The organism is Paenibacillus selenitireducens (assembly GCF_002021565.1).
Lineage (GTDB): Bacteria > Bacillota > Bacilli > Paenibacillales > Paenibacillaceae > Paenibacillus_K > Paenibacillus_K selenitireducens.
The window spans coordinates 19574-37046 of sequence record NZ_MSZX01000024.1 but is presented as its reverse complement, the minus strand read 5'-3'; the positions used below and the strand labels follow the sequence as shown (position 1 = coordinate 37046).

The 17473-nt window shown below is 42.6% G+C and carries 16 protein-coding genes and 1 pseudogene; 4 read left to right on the top strand and 13 right to left on the bottom strand.

Translation table 11 applies throughout. The features are described 5' to 3' along the window. Window positions 1-70: 70 nt before the first annotated feature. The gene (locus BVG16_RS31035) at window positions 71-964 is read right to left on the bottom strand and encodes an AraC family transcriptional regulator (RefSeq protein WP_078503071.1); all 894 of its coding nucleotides are present in this window, start codon (window positions 962-964) and stop codon (window positions 71-73) included. Between the two features lie 171 nt (window positions 965-1135). On the opposite strand from BVG16_RS31035, the gene BVG16_RS31030 reads away from it, so the two are divergent. After that, a complete protein-coding gene (locus BVG16_RS31030) occupies window positions 1136-1987 on the top strand; it encodes an aldo/keto reductase (protein ID WP_078503070.1) in 852 nt (283 codons plus the stop codon). 117 nt (window positions 1988-2104) lie between these two features. Here BVG16_RS31030 and BVG16_RS31025 read toward each other — a convergent pair whose 3' ends face one another. Together BVG16_RS31025 and BVG16_RS31020 are read right to left on the bottom strand one after the other, a co-directional pair. Further along, window positions 2105-2872 (bottom strand): ABC transporter permease, encoded by a 768-nt coding sequence (locus BVG16_RS31025; protein ID WP_078503069.1) that lies wholly within the window; start codon window positions 2870-2872, stop codon window positions 2105-2107. Further along, window positions 2873-3262, bottom strand: a pseudogene (locus BVG16_RS31020) (ATP-binding cassette domain-containing protein); the annotation flags it as partial. Window positions 3263-3631: 369 nt separating this feature from the next. Between BVG16_RS31020 and BVG16_RS31015 the strand changes: the two are divergent. Beyond that, window positions 3632-4348, top strand: coding sequence for a glycosyltransferase (locus BVG16_RS31015; RefSeq protein WP_078503068.1), 717 nt, complete (start codon window positions 3632-3634; stop codon window positions 4346-4348). A 44-nt stretch (window positions 4349-4392) separates the two neighbouring features. Here the strand turns inward: BVG16_RS31015 and BVG16_RS33015 are convergent, their stop codons facing one another. From BVG16_RS33015 to BVG16_RS31000, 3 genes are all read right to left on the bottom strand, one after another. Then, window positions 4393-4590 carry a hypothetical protein gene (locus tag BVG16_RS33015; protein ID WP_078503067.1) on the bottom strand — a complete coding sequence of 66 codons (198 nt, stop codon included), beginning with the start codon at window positions 4588-4590 and terminating at the stop codon, window positions 4393-4395. Window positions 4591-4687: 97 nt separating this feature from the next. Next, window positions 4688-5788 carry a phosphotransferase enzyme family protein gene (locus tag BVG16_RS31005; protein WP_078503066.1) on the bottom strand — a complete coding sequence of 367 codons (1101 nt, stop codon included), beginning with the start codon at window positions 5786-5788 and terminating at the stop codon, window positions 4688-4690. Between the two features lie 540 nt (window positions 5789-6328). After that, on the bottom strand, window positions 6329-6817 hold the full coding sequence (locus BVG16_RS31000) for a GyrI-like domain-containing protein (protein ID WP_078503065.1): 489 nt from the start codon (window positions 6815-6817) through the stop codon (window positions 6329-6331). 342 nt (window positions 6818-7159) lie between these two features. Here BVG16_RS31000 and BVG16_RS30995 point away from each other — a divergent pair, with 342 nt between their 5' ends. Continuing rightward, entirely contained in the window at window positions 7160-7996 is an 837-nt protein-coding gene (locus BVG16_RS30995) for a MerR family transcriptional regulator (protein ID WP_158081849.1), read from the top strand. 286 nt (window positions 7997-8282) lie between these two features. On the opposite strand, the gene BVG16_RS30990 is transcribed toward BVG16_RS30995, so the two are convergent. After that, the gene (locus BVG16_RS30990) at window positions 8283-9107 is read right to left on the bottom strand and encodes an alpha/beta fold hydrolase (RefSeq protein ID WP_233147223.1); all 825 of its coding nucleotides are present in this window, start codon (window positions 9105-9107) and stop codon (window positions 8283-8285) included. Between the two features lie 287 nt (window positions 9108-9394). Between BVG16_RS30990 and BVG16_RS30985 the strand changes: the two genes are divergently transcribed. Then, on the top strand, window positions 9395-9784 hold the full coding sequence (locus BVG16_RS30985; RefSeq protein ID WP_078503063.1) for a carboxymuconolactone decarboxylase family protein: 390 nt from the start codon (window positions 9395-9397) through the stop codon (window positions 9782-9784). 126 nt (window positions 9785-9910) lie between these two features. Here BVG16_RS30985 and BVG16_RS30980 read toward each other — a convergent pair whose 3' ends face one another. The 6 genes from BVG16_RS30980 to BVG16_RS30955 form a co-directional block, all read right to left on the bottom strand. Beyond that, on the bottom strand, window positions 9911-10606 hold the full coding sequence (locus tag BVG16_RS30980) for a nicotinamide mononucleotide transporter (RefSeq protein ID WP_078503062.1): 696 nt from the start codon (window positions 10604-10606) through the stop codon (window positions 9911-9913). Between the two features lie 4 nt (window positions 10607-10610). Next, on the bottom strand, window positions 10611-11336 hold the full coding sequence (locus BVG16_RS30975; RefSeq protein ID WP_233147221.1) for a nucleoside phosphorylase: 726 nt from the start codon (window positions 11334-11336) through the stop codon (window positions 10611-10613). Further along, window positions 11333-11992 carry a Crp/Fnr family transcriptional regulator gene (locus tag BVG16_RS30970; RefSeq protein WP_158081848.1) on the bottom strand — a complete coding sequence of 220 codons (660 nt, stop codon included), beginning with the start codon at window positions 11990-11992 and terminating at the stop codon, window positions 11333-11335. The genes BVG16_RS30975 and BVG16_RS30970 overlap by 4 nt, the downstream gene beginning before the upstream one ends. A gap of 1660 nt (window positions 11993-13652) precedes the next feature. Beyond that, window positions 13653-15572 (bottom strand): copper amine oxidase N-terminal domain-containing protein, encoded by a 1920-nt coding sequence (locus BVG16_RS30965; RefSeq protein WP_078503059.1) that lies wholly within the window; start codon window positions 15570-15572, stop codon window positions 13653-13655. 413 nt (window positions 15573-15985) lie between these two features. Further along, window positions 15986-16570, bottom strand: coding sequence for a permease (locus tag BVG16_RS30960; RefSeq protein ID WP_078503058.1), 585 nt, complete (start codon window positions 16568-16570; stop codon window positions 15986-15988). A gap of 121 nt (window positions 16571-16691) precedes the next feature. Next, window positions 16692-17276 (bottom strand): TetR/AcrR family transcriptional regulator, encoded by a 585-nt coding sequence (locus BVG16_RS30955; protein ID WP_078503057.1) that lies wholly within the window; start codon window positions 17274-17276, stop codon window positions 16692-16694. Window positions 17277-17473: the final 197 nt, after the last annotated feature.

The window sequence follows — 17473 nt, the reverse complement described above, 5'->3', positions numbered from 1 at the left end:
TGGTCAGACGACTGTATTATTACAGTCAGGGAACACACTTTTAGGCTTTAGTTGTTTCATATAGAATCTTTTACGCTTTTAGACGCTTCATATCTTGTTTAGGTGGAAAGCCATACATTCGGGAATACTCACGGCTGAATTGCGATGGGCTTTCATAACCTACCCTAAACGCCACATCAGTGGCATCTGCTGATTCGGTTAATAATAGGCGACGAGCTTCTTGAAGCCTCAATTCTTTTTGGAATTGAATAGGACTCATAGCGGTTACCTCTTTGAAGTGCCTATGTAGTGACGAGACACTCATATTCACTTTTTCCGCAAGCTCCTCAACCCGTAGTGACTTATTATAATTATTGGTGATATGTTCGATAACGTCCTTTATTTGATGGGCTGAGCTACCCTCTATTGCAATTTGTTCAAGCCTTACCCCATGCTGACCTTGCAGAACTCTATACAAAATTTCCTTCGTAAATAGCGGTGAGAGTATAGGTATATCCTTCGGGGTATCCAACAAACGAGCTAATCTGATAACCGCATCCAATAACTCCGGCTCCAACCGGCTAACAAACATACCTCGCTTTGCATTATCTTTCGGCCCTACTCGGATCTCAGAATCACGTAAAACGTCCAGAATTTGATTAGCCGTGAATTCAAGTTTAAAACCCAAATACGGAACGTTAGGAGAAGCTTCGGTGACCTGAGCAGTTACCGGCAAATTGACGGATGCAATTAGGTAGTCTGAAGGATTGTATATGAAGCGTTCCTTTCCCAGCCAGACCTCTTTCGCCCCTTGAACCACAATGCAGAAGGAAGGTTTATAAACGCCGTGACGAGGCACGGATGCATTAGAGTCACGAATGAAAAATAATGACGGAATGTCGGTTGCGTGAACACCATCGTTTCTTACATAACGTTGAATAATTTTAGCAAGTTCGTTTTGCTGCTTACTGATTATTTCAGACATTGGCCCCTCCCACAACGTCATTTTTATAGTTCGATTATAGCCTATATTTGATTGTTTCATAAGAGGTAGTGAGAGGATTAGGCAAACATTTGGCACGAATGGGATAACGATTTCTTTTTCACCCGGTGCATAATAAAGATGACATTCTAATAATACTGGAGGTTATTTATCGTGCAGAAAGTAATTCTGAACAATGGTATTGAGATGCCTATACTTGGTTTTGGTGTTTTTCAAATGGCAGATGCAAATGAATGTGAACAAAGCGTTCATGACGCTATAATGACAGGGTATCGTCTGATTGATACTGCTGCCTCCTATCAAAACGAAGAAGCAGTTGGCAGAGCGATAATACGGAGTGGAGTAGCAAGAGATGAGTTATTTATCACAACGAAGCTTTGGGTTCAGGATACTGGTTATGAGCGTACAAAGATTGCATTTGAAAGATCACTCAAAAGATTGCAAGTAGAATACTTGGATTTATATTTAATTCATCAACCATATGGAGATGTGTATGGCTCCTGGCGCGCGATGGAGGAGTTATATCGTGAAGGTAAGGTCCGTGCTATTGGCGTAAGTAACTTTCACGAGGATCGTCTAATCGATTTGATTATTCATAATGAAGTGGTTCCTGCTGTAAACCAAGTGGAAACCCACCCTTTCAACCAGCAAATCGAAAGTGCAGCATTCATGAAAGAGAACAATGTTCAGATCGAATCTTGGGCGCCTTTTGCTGAAGGGAAAAATAACTTGTTTCAGAATGAGGTATTGGTATCTATAGCTGAAAAGTATAATAAATCCGTAGCCCAAGTTGTTTTGCGTTGGCTAACACATGGAGAAGTCGTTGCAATACCTAAGTCGGTTCGTAAAGAAAGAATTATTGAAAACTTCAATATCTTCGATTTCGCATTAGATAATGAGGATATGGAGTCGATCGCTGCATTGGATACGAAACAGAGTCTGTTCTTCTCACATCGGGATCCAGAAATGGTGAAATGGATCGGTACCCGGAAGCTCAATATTTAATTCTCCTGGATAGGGGCGATCGGAATATCGATTACAATGCCGTATCATTGAAATAGAATGTAGCAGCAGCTAACGTGAAAATAGAGTTCCAGACTGCTGCTTCCTTCTATAACTACATCACACCCGCTTTTTATACACCCTCATCGCAAAGAAATAGGCTACGAGCAAAATCCCGACGCACCACGCAAGAGCAACCCATATATCATTGCCCACTGGTTGACCTGACAGTAGCGCACGAATAGCTTCCACGATCGAGGTCACCGGCTGGTTTTCGGCAAAGGCGCGAACGACCGACGGCATCGACTCGGTCGGCACAAACGCCGAACTGATAAACGGCAGGAAGATGATCGGGTAGGAGAAGGCGCTTGCGCCATCCACCGATTTTGCCGACAATCCTGCAATAGCAGCAACCCAGGTTAAAGCTAACGTAAACAGCATGAGTATGCCGGCTACTGCAAGCCAGTCAAGTATCCCGGCCGAGGAACGAAAGCCCATAATCAACGCTACGAGAATGATAACGACAACCGATATGGCGTTGGATACCAGCGAGGTCAGCACATGCCCCCACAGTAAGGTGGAACGTGAAATCGGCATGGTGTGAAACCGCTCGAATATGCCCCGCTGCACATCCGTAAACAGGCGGAAAGCCGTGTAGGATATACCACTGGCAATTGCAATCAGTAATATTCCAGGTAACAGGTAATTCACGTAGTTATCCGTTCCGGTTTGAATGGCACCGCCGAACACATAGACGAACAGCAACATCATCGCGATCGGCATGATGGTGACCGTGACGATGGTGTCCATGCTGCGAGAAATATGGCGCATGGAACGTCCAAGCATAACGCCCAAATCGCTAAAAAAGTGTTTCTTTGCCGCCTCCATTTACTTCCCCTCCTTTTTGCCGACGATTGAGAGGAATATCTCCTCTAATTTCGGCTGTTTTTCAACATACTCCACTTTTGCGGATGGGAACAGCTTTTTCAGCTCCGCGAGCGTACCGTTGGCGATAATCCTGCCCTCGTGCAAAATGGCGATTCGGTCGGCAAGCTCCTTGACAATTTTCCAAACCTCGATACGTGCCTCGGGATCAAGCCCAGTGGTTGGATCGTCGAGGAAAATGATTTGCGGTTTTCCCACAAGGCTCAAGGCGATGTCGAGCCTGCGGCGCATACCGCCAGAATAAGTAGACGCCCTGCGATCGGCGGCGTCCGTCAGGCCGAAGCGTGTAAGCAAGTCGTCCGCAACCTGCCGCGGATTTTTGAGTTTGCGAATACTTGTCTATCGGAACACACCTCCTGTGACTCTTTCGTTCGAACTATAGTCATTGAACAGGTTTGATACCATTAGCAAGATTCCCTTCCCTTTCTAACCAACATTTACAATTATACGTAGAATGATAAGAAGTTGTTGCGTAATACTGCCCTTTAGTTGAAAAAGGCCACCATATGGCAGCCTAAATTCAATTCAACTATCGTGTCCCGTTTAGCTCAATGGACGGGCGCCGGACATTTGTCTCATTTTGGGAAGTAGAAAAAGTGCCGTCGCGTTCGTTAGAATACTTTTTATATACAGGAACAAACAAACAGGCATTGTTATGTGGTTGGTCATATACCGTTATGGATGGACTTGGAGGTGAGAGAGATGCGCCAGGCTTCTAACGGGTTACAAGGGGTATCTATTATAACAAGCACTAATCGCCCACATTTCTTCAGTAATATTCTTAAAAATTACAAGGCTCAGCTTCACCCGGTAAAAGAATTAATTATTATCTTGAATAAAGATAGCATGAACTTAGCTAAGTACCGAAAAATGACTCAGAAATATAAAAATGTCTCCGTCTATAAGATTGCCGAAAAAGAATCTTTAGGTCGTTGCCTTAATTATGCTGTAAGTAAAACGAAATACCCGTTTATCTCAAAGTTTGATGATGACGATTTCTATTCATCTTTTTATTTAACCGGACAAATGAAGGCTTTACACCGATCAAACGCTGATGTTGTGGGAAAACGGGCATATCTAGCGTATCTTGAAGCAAGAAAAGTGCTCATCCTTCGCTTTCCCAAGCAACAGAATAAGTTCGTTCGTTTCATTGCGGGAGGGACCATTTTATTTAGAAGACGTGTTTTTGACCACGTACGATATCCCCATGTGTCATTAGGAGAAGACGTCTCATTTTTAAGTAGATGTCGAGCTAAAGGGTATAGAATATATGCGCCTAATCCGTATAATTATGTGCAAATTAGAAGAAAAAATAAAAAATCTCATACATGGAAAGGGAGTGATAACTATTTACTAAAGGGGGGACACATTATTGCGAAAACAGATCAATTCAGGAAAATTGCTACACGACGGGATTAAAAAGGACTCCTGTTTATATGAATTAGAACAAAAAAAACGGCTTTTTAGTGAGCAGCATTAGCGTCTTTATCTATAAAGTGTGTGACTCCTTTTGGTATTCCCATGAGCCCATGTATATCGGGTGCTATTCCGCCGAGCACCGTTACTTCAACAGAAAAGAGGAGCTGCAGCATAGCAAGCTCCTTCACTACCTTGTCCCATTTAGCGTAAAGGTGGGTTATGTTTAATCTTATTTCAATCATGCTGTCACTTTGCTGGTATGAGTTGTTCAACTTTCCGAATTTTGCGATTCAGCTTAACAGAATAACTGCTCGATGGGATTCAGGTCCGGGCTATAGACTAAATATTTCGTTCTTCATACTCAAAGGGTTCTTCACACGAGTAAATTTCATGGAAAAATCCCTTATATGGGATATCGTCTTCCATGCATTTTATGAGATACGACAGCACCTCGTCACACGCCGGCTCCTCATCGTTGTTTTGCATCACCTCGAAGGCATCCACAATATTTTCCATGACACTCACCTGAATAAATAAAGGCACCTTATCCAACATCGAATCTTCAATCTTGGTCTCGGATCTGTATCCCGTGAGAACGGTTTCAAAATAATCATCCATAAACTTTTTGCGTTTACCGGCGTCTGGTTCAAATTGTATCCAGCCCACTCCGGATATCCAGAGACCTGCCAGGTCAAACATATACCAACAGTAACATGAATTATCGAAATCATATACGGTTATTTGCCCGGTATCAAAATCTATCGAATAATTCCCATCGTTGTAATCAAAATGGTTCATACCGAAAGACTCACGATCCCTATCCAGTCCTTCTAAGGTTTTAAGGAGATCTAACAGCTTATCCTTCAGCAGAGGTAACGAACCGGGTATCAGTTTTTCAATATATTCAGCATTGTATTTATCAAAAAAACGATATCGGCGATGGACAGGCATATACCCTTTCGATATTTGGTGCAGTTTCCCCAGGACTTTACCGCAATTATAATAATATTCAGTAATCGGAGCTCCTTCCCGGTACCGATAATTATTTTCTACAAGCATTTTCCCCTTAGCCTTTTCAAACAGGCAGATAAAAAAGGTATGGTTATTGTGGATGATCTCTTCCAGCAGATTTCCCTTCCTAGAGCTGACTACATCCGAGACACTTCCTCCATGCTCGAATAAATACCTGATATACTCAACTTCTCCCAGAAAATCTTCCCGGCTCCTGTCAGGTAAGAAAGCGATTCGGAGTATTTTTGCGTCGACGCCCTCTTTCTCACAGGTATATACGACATTCCTCCCTCCTTCATGTGGCGGGATCTGCCGGATTTCATAGCCTTCTAATCCGAACAACTCTGATACTACTGCAAGTAAATAGGTATCGCCGATTGAAACAACCTCGTTATAATTTATAACTATCTCTCCTTTTCGTACAAACATCTATTTATTATTACTATACAAAAAGAACATACCACAATAGCGGCACACGCAATGGACTTTTTTGATCATTTTAATAATATCTCACTCGGATGGGCGAAAACCATTCCATTTGACAATATTGGCCATCATATGCATATGCATCCGTATCAATTTTTTCGAAGAATACTTCGCTATCCAAGGAAGCTGGGAACGTGTCGCCTATAAAGCCATCAGGAATATCGTTCAGATTCTTTACGCGCATAGACGGTAGATAGTACGTCCAACGAAACGATGGATCAAGTTGCCTCGATAGACCGTAATAGATATTGGGTTCTACTAATATCAATGCGTGATTTTATTACACGGTTTGCGCGCATACTGTAACGGCATGTTTTGAGGCACTAGATTAATTCTATCACCCCACCCAGGTTTGGAGGATGTAAAAATTGATTATATTCAACTATCCTGCCCGTTACTTCAACAAAGCAAAAAGGAGCTGCCTCCAAGCAAGTCCCTAAACTCTCGTTTCTCGTTAGCTTAATCCACATTTGCGAAATGCCATTACTTCTTGCGAACGGGAAAGCAAATATCCGTAACGGACTCCGCAGACTCGGGACCATGATTTCTTTCATCGTAGATTTCGATATTATATAGCCCAGCGAGTTCATATCCGCTTTCTTTTAACCACGTAGAGTATAAATAAGCATGTACGGCACCTGCATTTTCGAAAGGACCATTGAATGTAAATAAAACATAAGTATTAGCTGGGATCTCTCTAACGACCATTTCATCCGGAATGTCCTCGGTCGAAGAAACTTCAACTCCAATAAAAAATTCAAAAAGATCCGTTTCGGGATTATAATCTTCAGGATCCGTACTAAGACCAAATACTTCTCTTTCGTTAATGCAACTTTTGACTTCCGCTCTTCTTTCCATGAAATTCGCCGATAGATTAAGCGTTGTCCGATTCTGTTGCACATCATAGAGAGTTACGTTAGCCGCAAAACCGATTAATGTCATGGACGGCTTTTCGATGATGGTTGCTTTCATGTACTTCCTCCTTAATGAATCTGATTTGAGAAAATTTCATTGAACTTTTTGTAGAAGTTGTACTTAGCGATTTTACCCATTCGTCAATTATTCGCGAATTGATTGAACAATCCTGCCCGTTACTTCAATGAACAGATGAGGAACCGCAATGAAGGGAGTCCCTCCACTCAACCATCAAAAATGATTAGATAATTATCTAATCGGTCAAGTATCCATGTTCTTGTCATTTTCGGAGAAGTATTTAAGTTATTGTCATTGAGTTAGGGCAAGAACCTCTATAAAATAAAAATTCCTTGCTCATTACGTTACGTTATGTGGTGTAATGGTAAGGAGGTGAGACGCATGGACGGAACAGACAAAATCTTTTTGATCGGCGAACTAGCCGCGGCAACCGGTGTAACCGTAAGAACCCTTCAGCACTACGACAATATCGGGCTTTTACCGACATCCGGCCGTACTGATGGTGGACGACGTTATTATACCAAGGAAGACATGCTCTGTTTAGAACAAATCATGTTTTATAAATCATTAGGATTTTCCTTACAAGAAATACGCGACAAAGTGGTTAAACGTCCGAAGTTATCTCAGATCGATCAAATCCTGCATGAGCAAGAGGTTGTACTCTATAGAAAAATAGAAGACGCTCATGCAAGCATTGCTTCGATCGAGGCATTTCGGACTGCCATTGCAGCTGGAAACGACCCGTCGTGGCAGTTGATAACCGGTTTTATCCGAACCTTAAGGAACAGTAATCTGTTGGATTGGGGGCAATACACTTTCAGTGACCGCCTGAAGGAAATGTTGGGTGAACATTTTGCCAAAAAAGAAGCCTTCGATTTTTATCATACATGGAGAGTAATAGCATTGAAAGCCGTGGCGCTTGCCAAGTCCGGGATGGCACCGGAAGATCCGGTTGCACAAGAATTAGCCGAGGCTTGGTGGAAAATAGTACTGGAAGTAACCGAAGGGGATGATGAACGAATCCATGCTTTTGCACAGATTCAAGGAGATCGAGCTTCATGGCCTGAGGGAGACCGCGATCTCATGGATGCATCTCAATCTTTTATTGATCTATCGGTGAAGCACTATTTAAAGTCCCGACCCAAGGACAGCAAAGAATACAGCTCTTTAAAACGTAAATACGATAAATGCCAAATACTATCAGAGGAGATTCCCTAATAAAATGATTACGAGCAAAAACTCATCTTTTAAAATAAGTCCCACATATTCGAATAAAACGTGAGCTGGATATGCAGCTTTTATTTGGGTGGTTGTATTTCTTTTGTCTTATATTTATTTGGCTTATGGAGGGCGGATCGGCTTTGGTGATGCCTCTAATCTCATTCTCCCTCCTCCTGCTACTCTAGGAGAATATATCTGGTCAGGGACAAGGATCCGAACGATCGAAGGCGCGTTGTCGTCAAGGCTCCTCCGGAAGGCACGACTCATATTGCACCCACTGACCCTAGTCCCGCGAATGCTTTTTTACAAATACCAGTATTCTGCTGTTTACTTCTTCAGGATACTCCCCATTTATCGCATGTGAGGCATTAGGCCAGCTTTCGATATCAATATCTTTTACATATTTTTTACCATTTTCAACTGCCTTTTTCGAATTATGCATTGTGCTGTTTTCAGCCATTAATGCAAGAATAGGAAGATCAATCTTTTTCAAATCTTCAACACGAATTTGATCAGGAGCCGGAAGCTTAAGCTTGTAGTTTCTCATTGCTGATTCTATTAACTTTGCAATCGGTTCACTTTTATCAGCCTTAGCACCTCCAGAAATATAGCTTAACATCTTTTCTCTGATAGCTCGGGGAATAACTGGCACAGATGCCGGAATTGATAAAGCAATCATCTTTAGTGAAATGGGTGCGAATACAAAAACTGGATCTAGAAGGCTAATAGATGCTATTCTTTCGGGGTAATATCTCGCTAAATTTATTGCAGTCCAACCCCCTATTGAAACTCCAACAATATGAGCTCTATCTGAATTTAACTCTTCAAGCACCTGATTTAACCATTCAGCTTGTACCTGCCGGTTGTCAATTGCAACTATCTGTATGCTCATTCCAGGCTCCCCGAGTAAATCAATTGCATAGATAGGCCTTTCCTTCATTAGCCCCTCCAAATTCGGCTCCCACATCGGTGTAGAAGCTGAGCGTCCAGGAAGCAATACGATAGGCTCTTTGTCCCTGTTTTTCTCTTCAGTAAAGTAATAAACCCGAACTGTACCATATTTAGTTTGGATATCCTTTGTTTCATTAGGCTTTGGGATAAGTGCCATTGCTTCATTATAAGCGTTCTTAAACTCTGCTTCTCCTGCTTTAGAAGTAAAATGACCTGTTTCACTTTTTATCAAAATAACTCGTTCCCCCTTAGAATCAACACCATTAAGAATTTGTAACTGCCTGCAGTACAAGTTTCTTCCAGCTCATTAATCGCATCTTTATTTATGATTTAATCATATTACGCAACGTAATGAGCAATAGTTATTTTCAAAAAAGGCATTGCTTTAGAGTGCACTCTAAAGTGTAACATTTAATTCAAGTTACTCACGAGGAGGAAAAATATATGTCAAATGAACGTTATACACGGGGTTGGGAAAAATTAATGCAAATAGATGGTGAAGGAGGAAAACGTGTCATTGAATCGATGAGGGACATTGCTCCCGACCTGGGAAAATACGTCGTTGAATTTGCATTTGGAGAGATATACGCAAGGGAAGTTCTTGATCTCAAACAACGTCAGCTAATAACGATCGCATCGCTTACAACACAAGGCGGATGCGAGCCACAGCTAAACGTGCATATCAACGCAGCTCTTAATGTAGGACTTTCACCGAATGAAGTAATTGAAGCGATTATGCATTGCATTCCCTATACTGGGTTTCCAAGAGTTCTTAATGCTGTTTTTGTCGCCAAACAAATTTTTGAGGAACGGAATTTGAAAATTATGAATTGAAACAACTATGCTTCCCGTTAGCGGAACAGGCTGCCAGGAAATTGGCAGCCTGACTTCATTGCTATTCATGTCTATATGACAAGTTCCCCTTGATTCTAAGACTATGCATGGTTTCAAGGATATGTTTTATTCTTCGCCGTATCCATACCATAGAATCGCTGCCTTAATGGAATTCAGTTGGAACATAATGGTCATGGACAAGTAAATCATTGCCGTCGGGCTGTTACCTTGAACAACAATATATATTTGCAGAGCCAAGTTAATAAAGTTAGCAAGAATCCAACCGATCCAAGAAATAGCTTTACCCTCTACCATCAAATATTGCGAAATAACTTGGACTAGGAAAACTAAAACGTTGAACACGATGACCCACATCGGTGCATCAGCTGGAAGAATCGTACCGCCATAGAAGTAGAGAACAACAGAACCAACCAAAGCAATCATTGCTGAAATATATAAATTGGATTTCGTTACTTTCGTGACTTTAATTTCTTTTCCCATCGTCAGGAAGCCTTTGGCGTACAGCGCAGTACAGTAGATCCCTACGAAAACATTTCCTAGCAAGCCGAATCTAAAGTTATTAAACGTATCGAATAGAGCTCCAACGACACCCAAACCACTGGCCGTTTTCCCATATTGATTGGCGAAGAGCAACACGATCACCATACCTAGAATACCGCCAATAAATGAGGTGACGAGAAGGAGATCAAAGGTACCGCTATAACTATAAAAAGAACTAGCCATCACCAGAACGATCCCAAATATGAGCCATAATGTGTCCCACGTTTTGCTTTTTAAAACTTTATAAACTCCTTGTTTCATACGCCTACTCCTCCTCGGTTAGAACTGCTAATGCCAATTTGATAGACTGCAATTCTCCGATTTTCATTTGTGATTCTCCTGTAACCAATTCATTGACCCCATCTGCCAGAGATTCCATATAAGGCACGACATTATTGAGAATCGATAAGGTTCGAAGTCCTCTTAAACGGCCAACAATATAGAGAGCGCTTGTCTCCATATCTGCGCCTAAAACTTGTTTACGCGACCAGAAATCTTCTACTTCCATGTTGTTGTCCATATAAAAACCGTCATGGCTTCTTGCGATTCCAGTCTTCACTGGAATTTCAGTTTGCTTCATTGCCCGCATCAGTAGCTCACTTGATGGAATGGCCGGGAAATCCTTTGGAACATATTTTTCAGTTAAGCCTTCATCACGAACAGCGCCCGTTACGACCATAATTTCACCAACCTTAAAACTGCTGTCCATCGCACCGCAGCTTCCGGCACGAATCACGGATTCGACACCAATCGCTTTTAGCTCCTCTAAAGCAATGACCATGGAAGGTGCACCAATACCGGTCGACAGGACTAGAATCTTGTGCCCCTTAAAGGTACCGATCGCAGATTTAAACTCTCGATTGTATGTGATATCTTGTGGATTTTCCAGAACCGATTTCACAATATCTACTCGAGCGGGATCTCCTACCACAATTGCTTTTTTGACAGCCAACGATCCATCCAGCTGAATATGAGGTTGTTTTTCCATCATTTCCACTCCTTTGAACCCAGCTCAATCAATAAGTTTGGGTTCCGTAATTTAATAACGCCGTTATCCATTTCAATCAACTCTAAATCTTTCAGTTCTTTTAACACGCGATCGACACTGCGTGGCGTAGAACTAATCCTTTTTAATAGCGTCTTTCTTTCTATATAATCGCTCTTGCTTAAAGAACTTAACACCGCAACAACTTGACGCTTCGTGGAGAACAAACTATACGACTCGATTCGTTTGCTTAAATGATAAATTTGTTTACATAATGATTCTGTCAAATTTCTGGCGAAGCCTCGGTCTAATTCCATCCATTCGAGAAAAGATTCTCGAGACAATTTTAATAACACCACATCACTTAAAGACTGCACGGAAGAGCTAAAAGGTATTTCCTGAAGAAGCTCATGCTCGCCAATAATATTTCCTGGTTCATAGATGTCAAGCGTGATCTTCCGACCCGAATCGCTTAGAATAAAGATGTCTATTTTCCCTTGAACAATGATGTAGACTTCTGAATAGATGGTTCCCTGCTCAAGCTTAAACCTTCCTCTTGCGTACTCTTTGACTTGAAACTTTTTAAGAACCGAATAGGGGCAGTGTTTTAGAAGCTCTGCAATTTCTGGAGAACTTTCTATAATCTCAATGAGTCTGTTCACACATATCTTCCTTTCTTCCGTAGCGGCAAAGTATGGACTCAGAAATTGATAATCGAATTCGTTCAACATTTCACTAATATTGTATCAAGGAAGACCCTGTGAATTAAACGTCAATTATCTTCATAATGGAGAAGAAGGAAAACGTTTTCATGTTTTTTGGTAGACAAATGTCTACATTGTTTTTAGTCTGGCGCATGGTGCTGATTCTATGCGTTTTTTATTCTGTATGAGCACTAAAAAAAACGAACCTCCTATCGCTAAAATTGCAATTACCCGTCGCACAAAAAAGCGGCAGCCATTCGGCCCCACTTGTGTGCTATTCACCTACCCTTGTTTGTATGGTGAATGCCCTCAAATTTCAAATTTGTTCTTGTCCTCAATCTGCAAACGATATATGTACTTGTCACCCGACAACTTTCCTGCCCGTTAGCATAACGCGGCTGCCGAATTGTGCTGGCAACCGCGTCTTAGTTGGGTTTTCCACTAACGTATCCTATAGTGCAGTAAGGTTAAGGACAATGTAAATCTACGTTGCTACGATACGGAGCTAGTGTCGTCGTTCATTATCACTAGTCGAATAGTTAATGGCAGTTTTCCAATGTGTTCTCCAAAACCACAGGACCCAACTTATGGGTCTTGGAGTTCGATAGCTGAACTTGGACGTGGGTATTGACGGGAATGTCGTAGGATATATCATAATTGTTTCCGACCCATATTGTGGCGGAATCTTACAAATCTCACATGTATTTCTGTTACCCCCACTGCTTCAAAACCATTTTTCAACAGACAAACCCTGGCGTCGGTAAAGCTTTTTCCTACAGCGATTAATGGAGTGCATGGTTCGGCACTTCCTGTGATTGATATTTCGGTGATCGTAAAATGGCGATTATGGAATAAAGTTACAGAATCTATTTCTGTACTGCGAAGACGTTTACGACCTTTACATATAAATGATGGAACAGACAGCATTCCATCTCCAATTCGTGTACTGATCATGCGATTTTGGTCAGATTTGTTACGTTTCTTTTTGTGGAACTTTCTCCGACATCCACACGAACATGACAACGTGATACACCTCCCTTAATCGAATTTGATTATGGTGTATCGTATGCAATAGCTAGTTCAACTGCGTGGACAAGTATCATGTGAGAGTGTCCAGATGGGAATCTGAACGCTCTAGTTGAACATAACTGCCAGTTAGCGTAACGCGGCTGCCGATCAATGTCGGCAGCCGCGTTTTAGTTATTTATTAAGCTATAGTTCTCCGTTAGCTCAATCTTCGACAACAACTTATTCTCCACCCATCGTAATTTTCCTTTTTTCAACTTTCTTTCCCGTTCGTTAAACAGGCTGCCGACCGGCAAAGCTCGTCGGCAATCGGACAATGTTCTTGACATTGACAAATGACAAGAACTTGATCCGATAATAAATAAAGCCCGCAATTCAAGTAGACTTCATTCGGCTAATGTTCTTGTCATCCGACATCGGACGACCTGTCACGTGAGTTTACCCTGATTACTCCCGGAAACCTCGTAATACACGGGTCTATCTCGAAGTGAGGGCATTTATGCGAATCTCCTCTATCTTACATTTAATACCACCCTTTTAAGCGAAGCACTTGGGACACAAAAAAAGCGCCCGGTTTGACGGGCGCCCCCAACTATTTTCCTGTTTTCGCCGATGAAGCTGCCGCAGGCAGCAGCTCGATCGTAGACGAATCGTATACGCTGATCCTGCCTTTGCCCAATGGGATTTTTTTCATTGTACCGTCTGAAGCTTTCCCTGAAGCCGGCATTTTGAATTTAATATCATAGCGGCCGAACTTCGCCGTCCCTGTGTAGATAAGAAGCGATTTTTTATCCGTGTTGGAGTAGCTGTCGGTCGGCATCCAGTAGACGGATACTACGCTTGATTCACTCCAATATTCACCATTTGCGCCTGTGATATGAAGCGTCTCTCCAATACTGGCCGGATTGGGTCCGACCGATATACGAGGGGGTTGAACTTTCAGATTTTCAAAATCACGGTTAGCTTGGCTGTCGTTCAGAACGAGACGTTTATTGCCTTCAAGATCGATGGCCAACCCTTTAGAAACGGCATACAATTGCAAAGAGTCGCCTTCAGTGAAACTGATTCCCATGCCATGAAAAAAAGTTTCCGTTATTACAGGGGGGCCTGTTGTCTCCTGTACGCCCTTGGATGCGAATTTTTTCAAAATGCCGCAGACGGTGTTAATGGATTTCCCGTCCTCTTTGTTGTCTCCAATCAGAGGGATATATTGGAGATCCCCGTCCTGCATATCCACTGATTTTATGGTCTCCTGCATGCATCCGGAAGCCAATTCGCTGACACTGCGATTTTTGGGCAATGCATTCCTCTCTTCCTCGTAGGATGGCCGATCATAAGACAAACGGACATAGTTGTCTTTCTTGTTGTCGACCGGACTATCGTAAGAGAAATTCAGTGTGCCATGCCCCATATCGCCGGCGAATTTCAACTCGTCCCCGTGATAGGGGACATCGTTGCTGCGGGCATATTCCAAATCCTTTCCGGAGAGAAGCTTGTCGGCAAGTACCACCGTTGTATTGTCTTTAAGGTCGATCAAGGTGAGGAGTCCGGTCCGGTTCGGCCGAACGACTAAATAATCCTCGCCGACCATAAGTACGGAATAAACCTCATCCTTGCCTGCAAGCGCGGGCAGATCATATTCCTTGACCGCTTTACCCTGCTCATTGAATACGGTCACTATCTTGCCATCGGTCAGCACCGAATACTGGAGCCATCCTTTTGGATTATAGACTTGAAAATAACTCACATTTTGCTCATAACGCTGGAAGTAGCTCGCTTTCTTCTGACTGACGATCTTATTGTTTTGAATGAGAATACCGTATGCGTCATACTGAACATGAGGTTCTCCGTAATTGTCAACAATAGTGAGAACCGAACCGCTCCCGCCGCCGATCCCCCCTGCATTGAAGGAAACGCTGCCTTTGATGGAGGCATCTAGCTTCCCGATAAGAACAGCTGGGGATTGCTCATCCCGGGCGGTATACAGATCGCCGGTTTTTCGATTCAACCAAATGCCGCTCCAAACCTGTGGTTTGATGAAATCATCGACCCGCGTAATGCTGACCGTCTTCAGCGATGGTTCCCATTTCACGCCTGCACCGGTAGCCTCGGAGAAGAACCGCAGCGGCACAAAAATTCTGCCTTCGACCATGAGCAGAGGCGCCGTCAATTCGACCGTTTTGCCGTTGACCGCTGCATTCTTCGAGCCGTAAACAAGTTTCACGGTCAGCTCAGGATAGTTCATCGTCACCGTTTTGGCTGATGAATTCCAGGCGACCATGGTTCCGAGCAGCTCCCCCATATCTCTTACCGGCAGGTACACAGACCCGTTGCTGACGAATGGAGCGGTCTTCGGTTTATATTCGCTCCCGTTAAAGGTAACCTTGATGCTTTCAGATACTGAAGCTTTGGTTGCGGCATGAACCGCAGATGAACCGGATGATGGATGAAATAAAGTGATAACTAGTGCAGCGGTGCATGTTAGAATAAGCCGTCGTGAATTACGAAGCAAGGATATATCCTCCTGTCCAATATAATTCTGAATTTATTAATTATGGGTCAATCAACAATTAGACGATTGAGGATCATAAATGTTGCGTATTTTCCAAAAAACAGATGAAAAGCCGCTATTCATAGGTAACGGCTTTCGTTGTCCCTAACAAAAGACAAGAACTTGTAACCATATAACAAAGAAATCGGTGACAAGAACATATATACTTAAATGATAAGAACATGTATAGGCGATTCCCTTCACTTCAATTATTATTCTTCAACCTAAAAACCTATCAAACTTGCCTTCAATGATAGCTGCTGTCGACAACCGCGTGGCATCATAAATCGTTGCAAAGGTACTGCTATAGAACTCTCTCACTCAACTTCCAGAATCGTCTAGTTAGTGTAGCTTTTATCTATGGTTTATTAGGATCAATCTAGTGAAAGATTAAATACGTCTGTCGCAATGGCCATCAAGAACATGAATCCCATGAGCACAGTCGATGCAATGACCCAACGACGTCCCTGGCGATGCTCGTTTATTCTGGAGAATGATCGATAGTAAAGAATAATACCACTGACGAGCAAGATAATCTCGAGTGTAATACTAATAACAGGATATTTCCATAATCCAAAGCCAAGCAATGGAAGATTTCCGAAATTCTCGGGGAGTATGGGAAGATCCGAACGATGTACGAGAAGATCGAGAATCCAATGACTAAACACCACCGATAGAGTGATAACTCCGCCTCGTCTGCCCCACAACCGCCATGCACCCCATCCGGCAATCATTGCAATAAACAATGCTCCGATGAGAGAATGCGTATAATCAGCATGAATCATATTTGCGCCATACCCTGTCTCCCCTGATATCGGTTCCATCGTTTCCTTCCCGGTTAGAAGAAATGGAATAAAGACGACATCTAACAATTGCGTACTTAGCATAAGCGCCCATAGCGGTATCTGTGGTGCCTTCGATTTTACGGCTGCAGCAAGACCAAAATGACCTGCGAACATGTTACTTCCCTCCCTTTTCATGCAACCGTCGTGCACGAGCATCTACATAACCGCAACCAGCTACAAAAAGAATCATAAACAAAATAAAGTTCATTCTCCTCGCTCCCTTTATATAAGTCGTTTATTCATTACATTTTGTACCCATTTTACGGATTCCAGCGATAAACGTATCGATTATCACATGAAGACTTTCGTCCCGTTGGAGATGCATTCGGAACTCTCCCTTTTGTTCCAGGGTGGCAAATCCATGCAGGAAACTGCGTAAACCACGTGTCGCGTGAATCACCTCGTCTCCTTCCAACCCATAGCTACTTAAGAGATGAACTGCAAACATCACGATATCTTCACCCGCACGTTCAACCTCGGGATCACTCGGATCAGGAGCTTGCATCGTGGCTTCATATAGACCCGGATGCCTGCGAGCAAAATTTACATAAGCCTCGCCGATCGCGTGCAGCCCTTGATCCCCATCTTTTATACTAGCTTTCGCTTGTAATAATACGGCATACAGCTCATGTAAACCGTAAATTGCCATCTGCTTACGCAGCCCATGTAAACCATCGATATGATTATATAGGGAAGGAGGGCGAATATTTAACTTTTGGGCCACACGAGCCAATGTGACTTCATAAAACCCATCTTGATCAGCAATTACAACGGCTGTTTGTACGATTGTGTTCAAATCTGCTCCGATTCTTGGGGACATTTGATATACTCCGTTCTAAATTCATGGTTCATTTCCTTGTGTATCATAAAACTAATACCATTAGTTTTATAATAACTAATGGTATTAGTTTTGGCAACCATTATTTACCTCATTTCAAGTGGAGAACTTGCATCAACTATTTCACACTGCGAATTCAGTGAAAACTTAGTAGAAAGGATGAGTTTAGATCTACAGGT

What these genes read in the sequence shown, in the direction of transcription:
- BVG16_RS33015 (WP_078503067.1), bottom strand. Translation starts at nt 4,590, where the DNA reads ATGATTGAAATAAGATTAAACATAACCCACCTTTACGCTAAATGGGAC.
- BVG16_RS30960 (WP_078503058.1), bottom strand. Translation starts at nt 16,570, where the DNA reads ATGTTCGCAGGTCATTTTGGTCTTGCTGCAGCCGTAAAATCGAAGGCA.
- BVG16_RS31000 (WP_078503065.1), bottom strand. Translation starts at nt 6,817, where the DNA reads ATGAAAGCAACCATCATCGAAAAGCCGTCCATGACATTAATCGGTTTT.
- BVG16_RS30985 (WP_078503063.1), top strand. Translation starts at nt 9,395, where the DNA reads ATGTCAAATGAACGTTATACACGGGGTTGGGAAAAATTAATGCAAATA.
- BVG16_RS31025 (WP_078503069.1), bottom strand. Translation starts at nt 2,872, where the DNA reads ATGGAGGCGGCAAAGAAACACTTTTTTAGCGATTTGGGCGTTATGCTT.
- BVG16_RS30955 (WP_078503057.1), bottom strand. Translation starts at nt 17,276, where the DNA reads ATGTCCCCAAGAATCGGAGCAGATTTGAACACAATCGTACAAACAGCC.
- BVG16_RS31015 (WP_078503068.1), top strand. Translation starts at nt 3,632, where the DNA reads ATGCGCCAGGCTTCTAACGGGTTACAAGGGGTATCTATTATAACAAGC.
- BVG16_RS31005 (WP_078503066.1), bottom strand. Translation starts at nt 5,788, where the DNA reads ATGTTTGTACGAAAAGGAGAGATAGTTATAAATTATAACGAGGTTGTT.
- BVG16_RS31035 (WP_078503071.1), bottom strand. Translation starts at nt 964, where the DNA reads ATGTCTGAAATAATCAGTAAGCAGCAAAACGAACTTGCTAAAATTATT.
- BVG16_RS30995 (WP_158081849.1), top strand. Translation starts at nt 7,160, where the DNA reads ATGGACGGAACAGACAAAATCTTTTTGATCGGCGAACTAGCCGCGGCA.
- BVG16_RS30975 (WP_233147221.1), bottom strand. Translation starts at nt 11,336, where the DNA reads ATGATGGAAAAACAACCTCATATTCAGCTGGATGGATCGTTGGCTGTC.
- BVG16_RS30980 (WP_078503062.1), bottom strand. Translation starts at nt 10,606, where the DNA reads ATGAAACAAGGAGTTTATAAAGTTTTAAAAAGCAAAACGTGGGACACA.
- BVG16_RS30990 (WP_233147223.1), bottom strand. Translation starts at nt 9,107, where the DNA reads ATGGCACTTATCCCAAAGCCTAATGAAACAAAGGATATCCAAACTAAA.